Consider the following 15961-nt stretch of genomic DNA (forward strand, 5'->3'; position numbering starts at 1 on the left):
GCGGATGGCCTGCGAGGGGGCGCGCGCCGCTTGCTTGACAGTCGCCCTTCACCGGCGTTCCTTGCCTCATCCGGACCAGTCGCGTTCCCGCCCGGCAAGCAGGGGAGAGCTGGAGATATGACCGACACCGTGATCAAAGCCGACGCGTCGGCGGCCACGGCCCGCGCACCATGGCATTTGTGGGTCTTTGGCGGCTTGTCGCTGCTATGGAATGCATTCGGCGGGTACGATTACATCATGACCCGCCTCAGAAACCTGGATTATCTGAGCGCGACGGGCGATCCGAACGTCATGCTCGCCTACATCGATGCGATGCCGCTCTACGCCCAGATCGGCTGGGGTCTAGGCGTCTGGGGTTCGGTCGCGGGCAGCGTTCTGCTGCTGATGCGCAGCCGCTATGCGGTTCACGCCTTCGCGGCCTCTCTGCTTGGGGCAGTGCTCAGCTTCGCCGCGCAATATCTCGGCCCACCCGCTCCGGCCGCGATGAATGAGGGCGCGATGAAATACATGCCCCTATTGATCATCGTTCTGGTCGCGCTTCAGCTCTGGTACGCCGCCCGCCAGCGCGCGTCCGGAGTTCTGCGGTAGGTCAGCGCGAGCGGATGAAGGACCGGACGTCGTTCACCAGCTTCGCCCGGTCCTCGTCGCGAACGTACATCATGTGCCCGGCGTGATAGTAATGAAACTGCACCCGGTCCTGCGGGATGCCGGTGCGTGACAGGCTGTATTCGGCACCGAAAAAGGGCGTGGCGAAGTCGTAATAACCCTGCGCCACGAACACGCGCAGCCCGCTGTTCTCGCGTAGCGCCGTTCCGATGTACGGCGCCACGTTCATGTAGCTGTTGCTGTCACGGCCGCCGATGCGCCAGTCCCAGTCACGGCCGACCGAGCCGATGGCCTGATACTCACGGTCGGTCTTGAATCCGAGCGTTCCGCGCGCCCAGCTGTTGATCGCGGCGGTGTAGCCGGCGTCGATGCCGTAGAAGCTGGGGTCGTTGTCAGCGCTTTCCCCGGCACTGTCGTAATCCTTGCCCGTATAGCGCGTGTCGAGCCGGCCAATCGTCAGGCCCCGGTCGCGCAGCAATTCCTTGTAGAAGCGGTCGGGCGTGACCCGCAGGTCGGCGCGCTCGAGGAACCCTGTGCTAAGCCCGGTGAAGCGGCTGAGCTGCGGCAGGATGGCGGCCCGTTCCTCGGACGTTGCATGCTGCCCCTTGAGCAGGAAGCTCGCGTAAGGCCCTAGCGCGAACTGCCGCGCTTCCTCGGTGAACTGCTCGACCGAACCGCCTTGCGCCTTGCCATGGTAGAGTGCGGTTGCAGCCATCGACGGCAGGTTGGTGATGTAGCTCAGCTCATTGCCTTGAGCATCGCTGCCGGCGGCGAAGTCGAGGATGGTCGAGATCAGGATGATGCCGTTCAGGCCCACATCATTGTACGTGACGTTCATCAACTGGTTGGCGACGGCCGCCGAGCGGGTGGTGCCATAGCTCTCACCGCCAAGGAACTTCGGGCTAGACCAGCGGCCATTGTCGTTCAGCCACCGGCGGATGACCCCGGCGACCAGCTTGGCGTCCTGGGTTACGCCGTAATAGTTCTTGGGATCCGCCTTGCCGATCAGGTGCGAGAAGCCGGTTCCCGGCGGATCAATGAAGACAAGGTCGGTGACGTCCAGCAGCGATCCGGGATTGTCGACGACCGGATATGGCGGAGCGCCGTCGTCCCGCGCGTCCGACGGGATGGCGACGCGCTTGGGACCGAACGCCCCCATCTGCAGCCACACCGAGCCGGAGCCGGGTCCGCCGTTGAACAGGAAGGTGATCGGCCGGTTGGGATCGCGCGGTTCACGCACGTAGGCGGTGGTGACCACCGCCACTTCCGGCACGCCGTCGTCGTTCTTGACGATCGTCTCACCGATTGTCGCCGTGTAGTTGACCCGCTGACCGCCGAAAACACCGCTGTGCCGGGTGGTGACAACCTGAGGAGTGACCTGGGCCGGAGCTTCGGCAGCAGGCTTGTCCTTGGCCGTTTCGCCGGCCCGGTCCTGCGCGAAAGCCGGGGCTGCAACGACCAGCGCCGTTGCCAGAACCGCCGCAACGCTCCACCTGTCGATCACCGCATTCCCTCCCCAAGACGAAGGCGCGCACCATGCCGTTATACGAGCGCCTGGCAAGAGGGAGCCGCAGCGGCTCGTTACGCGTTCAGTCCACGCCATTCGTCATCAACCAAGGAGAAAACAACATGGCCGACCTCAGCCAGATTCGCGAGCACATGGAAATCATCGGCGCTGACGGGGTGCATCTTGGCACCGTCGACAAGGTCGAGGGCGAACGGATCAAGCTCACCAAGGCGGACAGCGGCGTGGCTCATGAAGGCCATCACCATTACATTCCCTCCGGCCTGATCGCCGAAGTGGAAGGCGACAAGGTCCGCCTGAGCGCCAATGGCGACGTCGCCGCCGGCCTGTTCGAGGAAGAGGAAAGCGGTCAGCCGATCGGCTGAGCGATCTGGCCGGCTGACATCCCGAGCCGTCGCGGTTCGCCGCGGCGGCTCGAGACCTGCCATCGCGTCGCCGTTCATCGGCTTTCTTTCGCCTGTCTCCGCGTCTGGGCCATTGTTGACCTATAAAAGGGGAATGGTGGGCGGGCGGACTAAAGCGGGAGATGATTGCGCCACGGCAATTGCCAGCCGGCATCGCTTCGAGCAGATGCTTGCCTGCTCGGCGACGGCCGCCATCTGCGCCGACGCAGACAACGTCATCATCGCCTGGAACAGCGCCGCTGAGGAGTTGTTCGGACACTCCGCCGCCGTGGCGATCGGGCAACGGCTCAATCTCATTATCCCCCGGCACCTCCACGAACCCCACGCCGCTGGGCTCAAGCGCGCGGTGCAGTTCGGTGAGGCGCGACTGGCTGGCCACGCAGTTGAGGTGATGGCGCTTCACGCCGACGGCCACGAGCTTCCGGTCGACCTCTCCCTGTCCATGTGGGTGGAAGGTGAGCAGCCCGTGTTCGGCGCGCTCATCCGGGACATCAGCGATCGCCAAGCAGCCACCCGCCGGCTCGAGCATCTCGCCCATTGCGACATGCTCACTTCCCTTCCGAACCGCAGCGCACTGATGGCGCGCGTCAATGCCAATATTGGCAGCGGACCCTGCTCGCTGCTGATCCTCGACTTGGACGGATTCAAGCATGTCAACGACAGCCTCGGCCATAATGCCGGCGACGACCTGCTCAGGATCGTTGCCAAACGCCTTCTGACGGCCGTGGGCCCAAGCGCGTTCGTAGCGCGGCTCGGCGGCGACGAGTTCGCGATATTGATGCTCGATTGCGCCGATCCCTTGCGCGTCGACGAGCTTGCGACCCGCATATTCGCCAGTCTCCGACCACCGGTCGAACTCGCTGGCCGCTCGGTCTTCGTCGGCACCAGCATCGGCATCGCCATGGCTCCCAAGGACGCTACGGAGGTAGATCAGTTACTCGCGAACGCCGACCTCGCGCTTTACGATGCGAAGAGCGCCGGTGGCGGCCATCGCACTTTCTTCAACCAGGGAATGAAGATCCGGACTGAGCAACGGCTCCGCCTGAGCAACGAACTGCGACAGGCGTTCAGCAGCGCCGAATTCGAGCTTTGGTTCCAGCCGCAACTGTCCATTCCTGATCAGTCCCTGCTCGGCGTTGAGGGCCTGCTCCGCTGGCGTCACCCCAGCCTCGGCCTCCTCGCGCCGGGGGCCTTCATCGACGTCCTGGCCGACAGTGTCATCGCCGAGGAGGTTGGGGCATGGGTGCTGGATCAGGCCTGCGCGACCGCCGCCCACTGGCATCGGCTGGGCCTCGGCGCCTTGCGGGTGGGTGTCAACTTGTTCCCAGTCCAGCTTCGCTCGAACCGCCTGTTCGAACTGGTGCAGGAGACGCTGGCCCGTCATGATCTCGAGCCTCGCCAGCTCGAACTCGAAATCACCGAGAATACGGTGCTCGAGATGAATCAACCCTCCACGGCCGTCCTGCAGCGCCTGAAGGATCTTGGCGTGGGAATTGCGTTCGACGACTTCGGAACAGGTTTTGCCTCACTCAGCCTGCTCCAGCAATTCCCGCTCACCCGCCTGAAGATCGACCGCAGCTTCATCGCGCAGATCGACGAGCGCACCGGCGACGCGGCGATCGTCAAGGCGCTGATGTGCATGGCCAGCACCTTCGATCTTCAGGTCATCGCCGAAGGGGTCGAGACCGCCGCGCAGGAGTTGATGCTCAAGCAGATCGGCTGCTTGGAAGCACAGGGATTCCGTTACGGCCGGCCGATGCAGGCGGACGCCTTGCTGACGGCTTTTGGGTCGGCAAGGGCAGCAGGAGCCAGGTCGCTCAAGAAAGCAGGATGAGGCCGAAAACGATGTTCGCGGATCGCCTCAGAGCCGAAGCTCCGGCGAAGTTGCACCGAATGCTTGCTCAAGGCGTGAACATCCGGCGCAATTACCCTCGGGACGATTGCCGAGTACGATAGTGGTCGGGGAGAGAGGATTCGAACCTCCGGCCCCTGCCTCCCGAAGACAGTGCTCTACCAGGCTGAGCTACTCCCCGACCGGCCACCGCTGGTGATGCGGCGGCCAAGGCGGGGGCCTCTTAGGCGGCGGCTGGTGGGGATGCAACCCGCATCAGCCGCTCACTCCATGTTCCAGATCGCGGACGATATATTCGCGAAGGCGCGCGGCTGGGGATGACAGTGCGGGCGCCTCGATCAGCGCCATTTCCGTGTCCGCCAGGTCCGGAAGGCCGCTGTCCGCTTCATTGAGGATGACGAGGTCGGACGGCACCTGATCCAGCGGCAGCACGGCGACCCCCAGTCCTGCCCGTACAGCCGCATGATTGCCGCCGAGCGATTGGCAGCTGTAGGCGATTCGCCACGGGCGGCCCGCCGCGTCGAGGGCATCGGTCGCGCGCTTCCGCAGGATGCAGGGCCGCGGTGAGCAGACGAGCGGGAGGGGACCTTCGTCCCGCCCGGCTTCGTGCTCAGCCCCCACCCATACCAGCGGCTCACGCCAGACCCGCAGCCCTTCGGACGGGCCCGCGGGTTCGCGCTTGACCAGCGCAAGGTCGAGGCCGCCAGCCGCGAAGCGATCGAGCAGCTCCAGCGTCAGTTCGCAGGTCACCTCCAGGGCGACGCGGGGAAAGGTGCGGGTGAAGCTCGCCAGGATCGCGGGCAAGCGGGTGGTCGCGAAGTCCTCCGGCGCACCCAGCCGAACCACGCCGGCCAACTCGGGCTCACGGGCACGGGCGGCCAACTCCTCGTTCAAGGCGAGGATCTTGCGGGCGCTCGCCAGGATCGCCTCGCCCTCGCCGGTCAGCTTCAGATGCCTGGGGCCGCGCTCGAGCAAGCGGACGCCGAGCCGGTCCTCCAAGCGTTTGACCTGAAGCGATACCGCCGACTGCCCGCGCAAGAGCCGCTGCGCCGCCGCCGAGAAACCGCCGCTGTCGACGACCGTGACGAAGGCGCGAAGCAGCTCGGGATCGATGGTCGGCGCGGCAAGCATCTATTGCAAACCTCAATGGGTGTGATGCTGCTTATCAACTTCTCTCATAAAGGTCGAGGTCGCATATTCGCCCCGATGACCTTTCAAGGAGCATGCCGTGACCGCCCACTCCCTTCCGCGCCCCTTCGCCAACGCCACTCCGGCCGCTGCCGTCCCCGTCAGCGTAGCCTATGGCGACGGGATCGGTCCGGAGATCATGCGCGCCAGCCTGCGAGTCCTCGCCGCGGCCGGCGCGCAGCTGGCCATCGAGGAGGTACAGCTTGGCGAGCAGGTCTATCTCGCCGGGCACAGTGCCGGGATCACGCCCGACGCGTGGGACAGCCTTCGTCGGACCCGGGTCTTCTACAAGGCGCCGATCACCACGCCGCAGGGAGGCGGCTACAAGAGCCTCAACGTGACCGTCCGCAAGAGCCTGGGCCTGTTCGCCAACGTCCGGCCCTGCCGTGGCCTGGCCCCGGCGGTCGCGACCAGGCACCCCGACATGGACCTGGTGATCATCCGCGAGAATGAGGAGGACCTCTACGCCGGGATCGAACATCGCCAGACCCGCGACGTCTACCAGTGCCTCAAGCTGATCACCCGCCCAGGCTGCGAGAAGATCATCCGCTACGCCTTCGACTATGCGCGGGCGCATGGCCGCAGACACGTCACCTGCCTGACCAAGGACAACATCATGAAGCTGACCGATGGCCTGTTCCATCGGGTGTTCGACGAGGTGAAGGCCGACTATCCCGAGATCGCGACCGACCACATGATCATCGACATCGGCGCGGCGCGGCTGGCCGACAATCCCGAGCAGTTCGACGTGCTGGTCATGCCGAACCTCTACGGAGACATCCTGTCCGATATCGCGCTGGAGCTGACCGGCTCGGTCGGCCTGGGCGCCAGCAACAACATCGGCGCGAACGGCGCGATGTTCGAGGCGATCCACGGCTCGGCCCCGACCATCGCGGGACAGGGGATCGCCAATCCTTCGGGGTTACTGCTCGCCGGGGCGATGATGCTCGATCATGTCGGTCAGGGCGACGCCGCCGCGCGGGTCCGCAACGCCTGGCTGAAGACCTTGGAGGATGGGGTCCACACCGCCGACATCCATGGTGCTGCCAGCCTTGGCGGCCCCGTCGGGACCGAGGCATTCGCCGACGCTATCATCGCCCGCATGGGTGAGCAGCCGCGGCACTTTCGTCCCGCCGCGCGGTCGACGGCGGTCGTGCCGATCTACACGCCGGAGCCGCCGAAGCCCGCACTCAAGCAGCTAGTCGGGGTGGATGTGTTCGTCGATTTCACCGGCACACCGGACGAGCTCGCGACAGCACTGAACAAGGCGAGCGGCAATCCGCTGGTCGAGCTTCAGATGATCACCAATCGCGGGGTGAAGGTGTGGCCGCAGGGCTTGCCCGAGACCTTCTGCACCGATCACTGGCGCTGCCGCTTCGTCCCGCGCGCCCATGCCTGCATCAACCGCGCCATGGTGATCGAACTGCTCCGTGACCTTCATTATGCCGGCATCGACTTCATCAAGACCGAGCACCTCTACACCTTCGACGGCGATGCGGGGTACAGCTTGGGCCAGGGGCAGTAAGCGACGGCGGCAGCGGCGTTTCGGTCACAGCGGCAAAAGATTTGCGCCGCCGACCGGAACGCCGCCGCAACATTGAAATTCTGGTTACGAATTGGGTGTTAGCGAGCGCGCATGAACGCGCATTCGCAGCCAGTCGCCAACGACGAACTGAACGCCTTCAAGGGCATGTCCGCAAACGCCGAGCGCTGGCGGGGCGAATGTATTCAGCAGTTTTGCGAACTTGAGACGATGGTTGAGGACCTATTGCAGGATCTGCACCGCGACGCGAAGCAAGGCAGCAAGGTCAAAGTCGGTCAAATGGTCGGCCCTGCGTTCGGGCACCTACGCGAACTTACCGGCAGCAAAGGTCCCTTCGCCGCCAAAGGACAGGCCATCTCCGAAACGCTTGCCGAGCTTGCGTCGTGGGTCGAATGGCGCGCGCACCTTACCCATGGCGTGATGACGGTGTGGCGCGGCCGCGACGAACAATGGCTGCTTGCACTTGCACACCGTACGCCTGGCGACCCGACCTTGCGAACGCATGCCCTCACCTGGAAGGCGGCATGCAGCGTTCGCGAACTCATGACCAAGCAGATCGAAAAGCTGCGCGGGAACGCTCGCTCGCTTGCTAACTCGGTGGCTCAGAAAGCCTAGCTCGCGAACGCCGGATCGAGCCGGTAGGCCTTCCGCAGCAGCGCCGGCCACGCCAGCATCTTCGCCGCGATCTTGAGGCCCATCGAGCCTTGTTGGGCGGCGATTTCCGGCGTTCCCTGGGGCGGGTTGTTGATCTTGTCACCAGCGGACAGCGCATAGATCTGCGCCTCGCAGGCGCGTTCCAGGAAATACATGCGGATGAACGCCTCGCCGACCGTCTCGCCGACGGTGAGTGTGCCGTGATTGCGCAGCAGCATGGCACTGCGGGTGCCGAGGTCGGCGACGATCCGCTCGCGCTCCTCCAGATCGGTCGCGACGCCCTCGTAGTCGTGGAAGGCGAGGTCACCGCCGACCAGCATGGCGGTCTGCGTTAGCGGCAGCAGCCCTTCGGAATGCGCCGCCACCGCCTGCCCGTGCGGCGTGTGGAGGTGGATCACCGCGTGGGCATCCTCGCGAGCCATGTGAACCGCCGAGTGGATCGTGAATCCTGCCGGATTGGTGATGAAGGGCGTGGGCTCAACCGGATTGCCGTTGAGGTCGACCTTTATCAGCGAGCTGGCGGTCACTTCCTCGAACATCAGATTGTAGGGGTTCAGCAGGAAATGATGCTCCGGCCCGGGCACGCGGACGCTCATGTGGGTGAAGATGAGGTCGTCCCAGCCGTAATGCGCGACCAGCCGGTAGGCGGCGGCGAGGTCGATGCGGAGCTTCCACTCCTCTTCGTTGACCTTGCCCTCCAGGCTCGGGACCTCGACGGACGCCAGCGGGCTGACCCGCTCCATGCCGGTGTTGATCGTGTCCACACGGTTCATGACGCACTCTCCTGCTTATCGGGGTGGGCGGCGGCAAAGGCCGGAAGCTGGGTCAGCATCGCGTCGATGCGGGTGAGCGTTGGTAAGTCATCGAGCGGCGTGTCGAGCCGCCGCGCGTTGTACAGCTGCGGCACCAGGCAGATGTCGGCCATGCTGAGCTGGTCGCCATAGAGAAACTCGCCTGCGGTCGGAGCGGCGAGCGCCTCAAGGGCGGCGAGCCCTTCCGCGCACCAGTGGCGGTACCAGCTGTCCACTGCCTCCTGCGATTGGCCGAGTTCCGTTTTGAGGTAGCGCAGCACCCGCAAATTGTTCAGCGGGTGGATGTCGCACGCCACCGTCAGGGCCAGCGCCAGCACATGGGCGCGCGGCCTCGGCTCGGACGGGACGAAGGGAGGCTCCTTCACCTGCGCATCGAGATAGTCGAAGATCGCAAGGCTCTGCGTCAGCCGCTCGCCGTTCATTTCCAGCATGGGCACCAGCGCCTGCGGATTAAGCGCGCGATATTCCGCCGTCTTCTGCTCATCGTGCCGCAGGTCGACGGCGTGCTGACGGTAACTGATGCCCTTGAGATTGAGTGCAATCCGCACCCGGTAGGAGGCGGAGGAGCGGAAGTAATCGTGCAGCAGGGCGTCGGGCATGGGTTGATGCTTACTCCGCCCCAAGGAACGGCGCCACGATTTCCGGGGTGATCCGTTGCGGCCGGCCGCTGGCCTTGTCGAGCATTGCCCAGGTGGTCTTGGCGCGCACCTTAACTTTCCCGTCCTTGCCGACAAATTCCATGTGCCGGTCGAACCGCGCGCCCTGTGGAGCCTCGCCCACCCAGGTGCGGCCGGTCACCGTCTCACCGGGCAGCGCCGGGCGCAGGTAATCGATTTCATGCCTGATCACGACCCACACGTAGGCGTCGCGGTAAACCTCGGGCGCGGTCGCATACCAGTGCGACACGGCGACCTCCTGAATCCACTGCACCCACACGGCGTTGTTGACGTGACCAAGCTCGTCGATGTGTTCGGGCTGGGCGGTCATTTCCAGCGTGAAGACGGGCCGCTCGCTCATGCTTGCACACCCAATTGGTCGAGGACGAAGGCATATTCCTCCGCCACTTCGCGAAGGGAGTCCCAGCGGCCCGACTTGCCGCCGTGCCCAGCGCCCATGTTGGTCTTGAGCATCAGCAGGTTCTGGTCGGTCTTGCTCGCCCGCAGTTTCGCCGCCCACTTGGCCGGTTCCCAATAGGTCACGCGCGGATCGTTGAGACCGGCGGTGATCAACAGCGGCGGATAGTCCTGGCGGCTCACATTGTCGTACGGACTGTAGCTCAGCAGCAGCTTGAAGGCGTCGGGATCGGTGATCGGATTGCCCCATTCGGGCCACTCGCCGGGAGTGAGCGGCAGCGTATCGTCAAGCATGGTATTGACCACGTCGACGAAGGGCACGTCGGCGATGACCGCGCCCCACAGGTCGGGATCGGTGTTGATCACCACCCCCATCAGCTCGCCGCCGGCCGACCCGCCCTGGATAGCGATCTTGCCTGGCTTGCCGAAGCCTTCGGCCACCAGCCCCTTCGCGACATCCACGAAGTCGGTAAAGGTGTTGGTGCGCTTGGTCAGCTTGCCGTCGAGGAACCACTGATAGCCCAGGTCGTCACCGCCCCGAATGTGCGCGATGGCGTAGGCGAAACCCCGGTCGAGCAGGCTCAGCCGAGCGGTCGAGAAGCTCGGCGGGATGGCGTGGCCGTAGGCGCCATAAGCATAGAGGAAGAGGGGCTGGCTGCCGTCCTTCCTGTAGCCCTTCTTGTAGACGACGCTTGCCGGCACCAGCGTTCCGTCGCGCGCGGAAAGCATCAGCCGCTCGGTCGCATACTGGTCGGCGTCGTAGCCAGACGGGATCTCCTGCACCTTGCGGACGATCAGCTCACGATGGCGGGGGTCATAGTCATAGACGGTCGCAGGGGTGACCATCGACGTGTAGCCGATCCGGTAAAGGTCGGGCGCGAATTCGGGATTGCTGCCGAAGCCGGCGGTGTAGCTCGCCTCCGCGAACGGGATGCGGTGGGTGTCCCCGCTGGCGTAGTCGCGCAGCAGCAGCTGATCGAGCCCATCGACGCGGGTGGTCAGCGCCAGCTGGTCGCGAAAGCTGGTCAGTCCGCGCAGGTAGGTTCGGTCCGAACCCGGGATAACCTCCTCCCAGGCGTCCGGCCGAGCTGGGTCGGCGCTCGCCACGCGAAAGTTCACATGCGTGTCGTTGGTGAGGATCCAGAAGCGGTCGCGGGCCGCATCCACGCTATACTCGCGCCCGGTCTTGCGGGCCGAGATCAACGTCAGCGGATCGGTCGGTCGTTCCGCGGGCACGAAACGAACTTCGCTGGTCGTATTGTCACCGGTGCCGATGAAGATGAAACGCCGATCCTGGCTGCGCGACACCCCGACCGAGAAGCCCTTGTCCTGCGTCTCCTCATACAAGGTGACGGTTTGATCGAGCGGGGCTCCGACGCGGTGGTAGCGAGCGCGATAGCTGCGCCAATTCTCGTTGACCTCGGTGAACACGATGCCGGCCGAATCGCTGGTCCACACCGGCTGGCCGATGCCGACCTCACTGATGGTCTCGAGCTCCGCGCCAGTCGCGAGGTCGCGAATACGCAGCTTGAACCGCTCCGATCCGTCGTCATCGACCAGGGTGGCGGCAAGCTTGCCATCCGGGCTCACGCTGAGCGCACCGAGGCGGAAATACTCCTTGCCCTCGGCTTCGGCGATCTCGTCGAAGACGAGCTGCGGGTCGCCCCCGGCCGCCGGCTTGCGCCACCATCGCCGATACTGCGCGCCGACCTCGAACGCCCACCAGGTGAGCCACTCACCGTCCTTCACCGGAACGGAGGAATCATCCTCTTTCTGGCGGCCCTTCAGTTCCTGGAACAGCGTCTCGATCAACCCTCCATGCGGCGCCTTCCAGGCTTCGAAATAGGCGTTCTCCGACTTCAAGTAGCCAAGCACGACCTCATCGGCGACGTTCGGGTAGCCAGGATCGCGCAGCCAGGCGAACGGATCGTCGACCGTGATCCCGTGCCGCTCGTAGCTGTGGGGGCGCTGCAAGGCTTGCGGCGGTGGCGGCAGGTCGGCTGGCTTGGTCATGCACGGCCTTTGCCAACAGTGGCGCGCGCGGGCTAGAGCAAAGCCCATGTCCAGCCATGCCGATCGCCTCGCCGCCCTCCGCCGCCAGCTTGCCGAGCAGCAGCTCGATGGCTTCGTCGTTCCGCTGACCGATGAGCATATGAGCGAATATGTCGGCAGCTACGCCCAGCGCCTCGCTTGGCTCACGGGTTTCGAAGGCTCGGCCGGATCGGCGGTGGTGTTGCCGGAAGAGGCCGCCATCTTCACCGACGGCCGTTACACGCTGCAGGTGCGCAGCCAAGTGGACGGCAATCACTGGAGCTTCCAGTCGGTGCCGGAAACCAGCATCGCCGGCTGGCTCAAAGACCATGCGCCCGAAGGCGCGAGGATTGGCTACGACCCTTGGCTACACCGCCGCGATTGGGTGAAGCAGGCCACGGACGCGCTGGCTGCCCGGGGTGCCACGCTGGTGCCGGTCAAGGACAATCCCATCGACCGGGTCTGGTCCGACCGCCCGGAGGCGAGCAAGGCCAAGCTGGTGGTCCAGCCCGAGCGCCTGGCCGGGCGGAGCGGCGCGGCCAAGCGGCAGGAGATCGCCGACTGGCTGACGGCGCAGCACGCCGACGCGGCCGTGCTTGCCGCTCTCGACAGCATCGCCTGGACCTTCAATGTGCGCGGCACGGACGTCAGCCACACGCCGGTCGCCCTGGCCTATGCGTTGGTCCACGCCGACGGCACCGCCGACCTGTTCGTGGCTGGCGAGAAGGTCACGCCCGAGCTGACCAAGCACCTTGGCAACGGCGTCCGCCTGCACGAGCGCGCGGCGTTCGAAAGCGCGCTGAAGGAGCTTGCCGGAAAGACGGTGGCGGTCGATCCGGAGCGGTCGGTGGCCGCCATCTTCGAAGCGCTGGAGTCCGCCGGCGCGAAGATCGTCTCCCTGCGCGATCCGACCATCCTGCCCCGCGCGATCAAGAACGACGCGGAACTCACCGGACACCGCACGGCCCAGGCCCGCGACGCCGTGGCGATGACCCGCTTCCTCAAGTGGGTTGAGGAGGAGGCGCCCAAGGGTGAGCTTGATGAGCTGACCGCCTCCGACCGGCTGGAGGCCTTCCGCCGCGAATATCCCGAGCTCAAGGATCTGAGCTTCGACAGCATCTCGGGCGCGGGTCCGAATGGCGCGATTGTCCACTACAAGTCGAGCGAGAAGACCAACCGCAAGCTTGAGCCCGGCTCGCTCTACCTCATCGATTCCGGCGGCCAGTATGAGGACGGCACCACCGACATCACCCGCACGGTCGCGGTCGGCAGCCCCACAAACGAGATGCGCGACCGCTTCACCCGCGTCCTGCAGGGGCACATCGCCATCGCCACCGCCGTCTTTCCAAAGGGCACCCGCGGCGGCCAGCTCGACAGCTTTGCCCGTCGGCCATTGTGGGAAGCGGGGCTCGATTACGCCCATGGCACCGGCCACGGCGTCGGCAGCTTCCTGTCCGTGCATGAAGGCCCGCAGCGCATCTCACCACCCGGTGGCGCGTTCGCCGGCGCCGACGAGCCGCTGCAGCCAGGAATGATCCTTTCAAACGAGCCCGGCTATTACAAGACGGGCGAATATGGCATCCGAATCGAGAATCTCGTCCTAGTGGTCGAGAAGCAGATCGACGGTGCCGAGAAGGACATGCTCGGCTTCGAAACCCTGACCTTCTCACCCATCGAGAGGCGCCTGATCGTCAGGGAGATGCTGCTCCCCGCTGAGCTGGCGTGGCTGAACGCCTACCATGCAGAGGTGCTGTCGAAGATCGGGCCGCAGCTTGAGGGGGAGGAACGCGCTTGGCTCGAAGCGGCCTGCGCGCCGCTCTAATCGCGTCTTTCGCCGTCCTGCTGGGGCTTGGGCTCAAGCTCGCGTGCCTGTGCCTTGCGCTTGCGCAGATTCTCTCGCAGCTGCGCGGCGAGACGCTCGGCTTTATCCTCCTTGGTCATTCTCTTACCTTGACATGGGGCGGAGGCCACGGCCATAGGCCCGCCCGTCTCCGGACAGTGCTGCCGTAGCTCAGTGGTAGAGCGCATCCTTGGTAAGGCTGAGGTCGTGAGTTCAATCCTCACCGGCAGCACCACTTTCGACCATCAGCGACCGTCCGGGGGACGGTCGCGGGCGAAAGTCCGCCGAATGGCGGCCCGTAGAACGCACCACCTACCCCGCCAGCTCCGCATACGCCCCACAGCGCCGCGTCCGCGCAAGCGCCGCCAACGTCTTCTGCACACTGGCCATCGCCACATCGGAACGGATGTCGGGCGGATGCACCGCGAGGCGCATGACGCCCGGCATCGGCAGGGTCCGCAAGGCCGCCGCCGCCCACAGGGACGAACGCAGGCGCGCGGGGGAGCGGGTGGCCCAAGTCACCACCGGACTGCGTGCCAGCACCTTGCCGGTGCGCGGCGACCAGACTTTCCAGTGATCCTCGGCCATGGCCACGCCGCAAGCGTGGAGCGCCTCATGAGCACCCGCGCCATAGAGCCAGGCCGGCGCGATGAAGCCGGCGATCGGCTTGCCGGTGACATCCTCCAGCAGGGCACGTCCATCACGGATCCGCCGCTCCGCATCCCGTTTTTCAAGCCCGAGGAATTCGCCCTCGCCAGCGGTCATGTGTTTTGCGCGGAACCGAGCGGCGGCGCTGTCATGCGCGCTTCGGTCCTGGTGGAACCAACCGTGCAGGAACACCTCGTGCCCGCGCTCGGCCCAGCCCCGCAGCCGGGTGGCGAAGGGCGTTCCCGACAGAATCGGCGCGCTGCCCCAATGATCGGGTACGGCCAGCAGAGCGACCTTCTGGCCCGTGACGGGAGCGAGCCGCTCAAGGAGGGCATCGACCTCGCGCTCGAAGCGAGGCGAGACGTCGTGGACGGATGCGAGCAGCAGACGGCGGGACATGGGAGGCTAATGGCGTGTCTTTTCGGCCACCGCTATGACAAGGTGACGATGTGACATATTCTTCATTTGGCGGAAAATGACGGTTCAGTCACACGGGCCTACTCAGTAACCGTAACAATTAGGATCGACCAGAGCCGTCATGCGGATTGTAGACGTCTGCGCTTTTTACACTCCGCACGGCGGTGGCGTAAAAACTTATCTGGAGCGCAAGCTCGAGGTGGCGACGGCACTCGGCCATGAAATGATCCTTCTCGCGCCCGGTGCCGAGGACGGCTGGAGCGAGGTAGCACCGGGGGCGGTGATCGCCACCCTGCGCAACCCTGAACTGCCGGTCGATCGCCGCTATCATTACTTCGCCGACGAAGCCGCACTGCACGGCGCCCTCGATCACTGGCGCCCTGATCATGTCGAAGCCAGCTCACCCTGGTCGAGCGCCACGCACGTCGGACGCTGGCAAGGCGCGGCGACCCGTAGCCTGGTGATGCACGCCGACCCGCTCGCCAGTTATGCCTATCGCTGGTTCGGCAAGGTCGCCGAGCGCAAGACGATCGACCGGTGGTTCAACTGGTTCTGGCGGCACCTGCGCGGGCTCGACGGGATGTACGACTTGGTCGTCAGCGCCAATCAAAGCCTGTCGGAGCGACTGCGCGCGGGTGGCCTCAAGAACGTTGCGACCGTGCCAATGGGCGTGGAGCCAGACACCTTTTCGCCGTCGCTGCGGGACGAAGGTCTGCGTGAAGAGCTACTGTGCCGGTTGGGACTACCCCGCGGCGCCACCCTGCTGCTGGGACTGGGGCGGTTCGCCGCCGAAAAGCGCTGGGCGATGGTAATGCGCGCGGTCGAGCAGACTTCCGCCAGCCGCCCCGTTGGCCTGTTGCTGGTCGGCGATGGCAATGCGCGGGCGAAGCTTGAGAAGCTTGCCGCCAACTGCCGCCATGTCTCGGTCGGCAATCCGATCCGCGACCGGGACGCGCTCGCGACCCTGCTCGCCAGCGCGGATGCGCTGGTCCACGGCTGCGAGTCCGAGACTTTCTGCATGGCCGCCGCCGAAGCGCGGGCCAGCGGGCTGCCGCTGATCGTTCCTGACTTCGGAGGTGCCGCGAGCCATTACCTGGCCGGCGCGGGGCAACGTTACGTGGCGGCAGACCGCCAGTCGCTCAGCGACGCGATCGTCCGCTTCGTTGATGGTGGCCCGGGCCGCGCCAGGGCGCTCGCCGGCGCGAATGCGACCACGCGGACCATGGACGATCATTTCGTGGAGCTGTTCGACCGCTACCGCCGTCTCGGTGGCTCGCTTCCCGCCGAGATCATGCCGCGGCTCGCGGCGCTCGCCTGACCTGATCGGCTCGGTTGACCCGACGCGCGGCAGCCGTCACTCACCCCGCA

The 15961-nt window shown here is 65.5% G+C and carries 15 protein-coding genes and 2 tRNA genes; 8 read left to right on the forward strand and 9 right to left on the reverse strand.

The features are described 5' to 3' along the window. Positions 1-117 precede the first annotated feature (117 nt). Positions 118-588: a hypothetical protein gene (locus M8312_RS09040; RefSeq protein WP_250117381.1), complete on the forward strand. Its 471-nt coding sequence runs from the start codon at positions 118-120 to the stop codon at positions 586-588. Between the two features lies 1 nt (position 589). Here M8312_RS09040 and M8312_RS09045 read toward each other — a convergent pair whose 3' ends face one another. Then, positions 590-2110, reverse strand: coding sequence for a S10 family peptidase (locus tag M8312_RS09045; RefSeq protein WP_250117382.1), 1521 nt, complete (start codon positions 2108-2110; stop codon positions 590-592). 125 nt (positions 2111-2235) lie between these two features. Here M8312_RS09045 and M8312_RS09050 point away from each other — a divergent pair, with 125 nt between their 5' ends. After that, the gene (locus M8312_RS09050) at positions 2236-2496 is read left to right on the forward strand and encodes a DUF2171 domain-containing protein (RefSeq protein ID WP_250117383.1); all 261 of its coding nucleotides are present in this window, start codon (positions 2236-2238) and stop codon (positions 2494-2496) included. A gap of 133 nt (positions 2497-2629) precedes the next feature. Further along, positions 2630-4369 (forward strand): putative bifunctional diguanylate cyclase/phosphodiesterase, encoded by a 1740-nt coding sequence (locus M8312_RS09055; RefSeq protein ID WP_250117384.1) that lies wholly within the window; start codon positions 2630-2632, stop codon positions 4367-4369. Between the two features lie 122 nt (positions 4370-4491). Here M8312_RS09055 and M8312_RS09060 read toward each other — a convergent pair. Further along, positions 4492-4568 (reverse strand) — tRNA-Pro (locus M8312_RS09060). Between the two features lie 74 nt (positions 4569-4642). Beyond that, positions 4643-5518, reverse strand: coding sequence for a LysR substrate-binding domain-containing protein (locus tag M8312_RS09065; protein WP_250117385.1), 876 nt, complete (start codon positions 5516-5518; stop codon positions 4643-4645). A 97-nt stretch (positions 5519-5615) separates the two neighbouring features. Here M8312_RS09065 and M8312_RS09070 point away from each other — a divergent pair, with 97 nt between their 5' ends. Both M8312_RS09070 and M8312_RS09075 read left to right on the forward strand, forming a co-directional pair. Then, on the forward strand, positions 5616-7100 hold the full coding sequence (locus M8312_RS09070; RefSeq protein ID WP_250117386.1) for an NADP-dependent isocitrate dehydrogenase: 1485 nt from the start codon (positions 5616-5618) through the stop codon (positions 7098-7100). Positions 7101-7265: 165 nt separating this feature from the next. Then, positions 7266-7733: a hypothetical protein gene (locus M8312_RS09075; RefSeq protein WP_250117387.1), complete on the forward strand. Its 468-nt coding sequence runs from the start codon at positions 7266-7268 to the stop codon at positions 7731-7733. Here M8312_RS09075 and M8312_RS09080 read toward each other — a convergent pair. From M8312_RS09080 to M8312_RS09095, 4 genes are read right to left on the reverse strand one after another with little or no spacing between them, the layout of a single operon-like run. Next, positions 7730-8515, reverse strand: a complete 786-nt coding sequence (locus M8312_RS09080) for a class II aldolase/adducin family protein (RefSeq protein WP_250119754.1) — start codon at positions 8513-8515, stop codon at positions 7730-7732. The genes M8312_RS09075 and M8312_RS09080 overlap by 4 nt on opposite strands. Before the next feature lie 26 nt (positions 8516-8541). Continuing rightward, complete coding sequence (gene maiA, locus M8312_RS09085; protein ID WP_250117388.1) at positions 8542-9183, reverse strand: maleylacetoacetate isomerase; 642 nt, start codon at positions 9181-9183, stop codon at positions 8542-8544. Positions 9184-9193: 10 nt separating this feature from the next. Beyond that, the gene (locus M8312_RS09090) at positions 9194-9601 is read right to left on the reverse strand and encodes an acyl-CoA thioesterase (protein ID WP_250117389.1); all 408 of its coding nucleotides are present in this window, start codon (positions 9599-9601) and stop codon (positions 9194-9196) included. After that, complete coding sequence (locus M8312_RS09095) at positions 9598-11670, reverse strand: S9 family peptidase (protein WP_250117390.1); 2073 nt, start codon at positions 11668-11670, stop codon at positions 9598-9600. Before M8312_RS09095 ends, M8312_RS09090 begins: the two co-directional genes overlap by 4 nt. 46 nt (positions 11671-11716) lie before the next feature. Here M8312_RS09095 and M8312_RS09100 point away from each other — a divergent pair, with 46 nt between their 5' ends. Continuing rightward, positions 11717-13510: an aminopeptidase P family protein gene (locus M8312_RS09100; RefSeq protein ID WP_250117391.1), complete on the forward strand. Its 1794-nt coding sequence runs from the start codon at positions 11717-11719 to the stop codon at positions 13508-13510. Here M8312_RS09100 and M8312_RS14435 read toward each other — a convergent pair. Then, a complete protein-coding gene (locus M8312_RS14435; RefSeq protein ID WP_284070171.1) occupies positions 13507-13629 on the reverse strand; it encodes a hypothetical protein in 123 nt (40 codons plus the stop codon). The two genes, M8312_RS09100 and M8312_RS14435, sit on opposite strands and share 4 nt — an antisense overlap. Positions 13630-13688: 59 nt before the next feature. Between M8312_RS14435 and M8312_RS09105 the strand changes: the two genes are divergently transcribed. Beyond that, positions 13689-13763, forward strand: a tRNA-Thr gene (locus M8312_RS09105). 77 nt (positions 13764-13840) lie between these two features. Here M8312_RS09105 and M8312_RS09110 read toward each other — a convergent pair. Then, a complete protein-coding gene (locus M8312_RS09110) occupies positions 13841-14575 on the reverse strand; it encodes a DUF2334 domain-containing protein (RefSeq protein WP_250117392.1) in 735 nt (244 codons plus the stop codon). Positions 14576-14714: 139 nt separating this feature from the next. Between M8312_RS09110 and M8312_RS09115 the strand changes: the two genes are divergently transcribed. Continuing rightward, positions 14715-15911: a glycosyltransferase gene (locus tag M8312_RS09115; RefSeq protein WP_250117393.1), complete on the forward strand. Its 1197-nt coding sequence runs from the start codon at positions 14715-14717 to the stop codon at positions 15909-15911. The last annotated feature ends 50 nt before the right edge of the window (positions 15912-15961 follow it).

The organism is Sphingomonas sp. KRR8, assembly GCF_023559245.1.
Taxonomy (GTDB): Bacteria; Pseudomonadota; Alphaproteobacteria; order Sphingomonadales; family Sphingomonadaceae; genus Sphingomicrobium.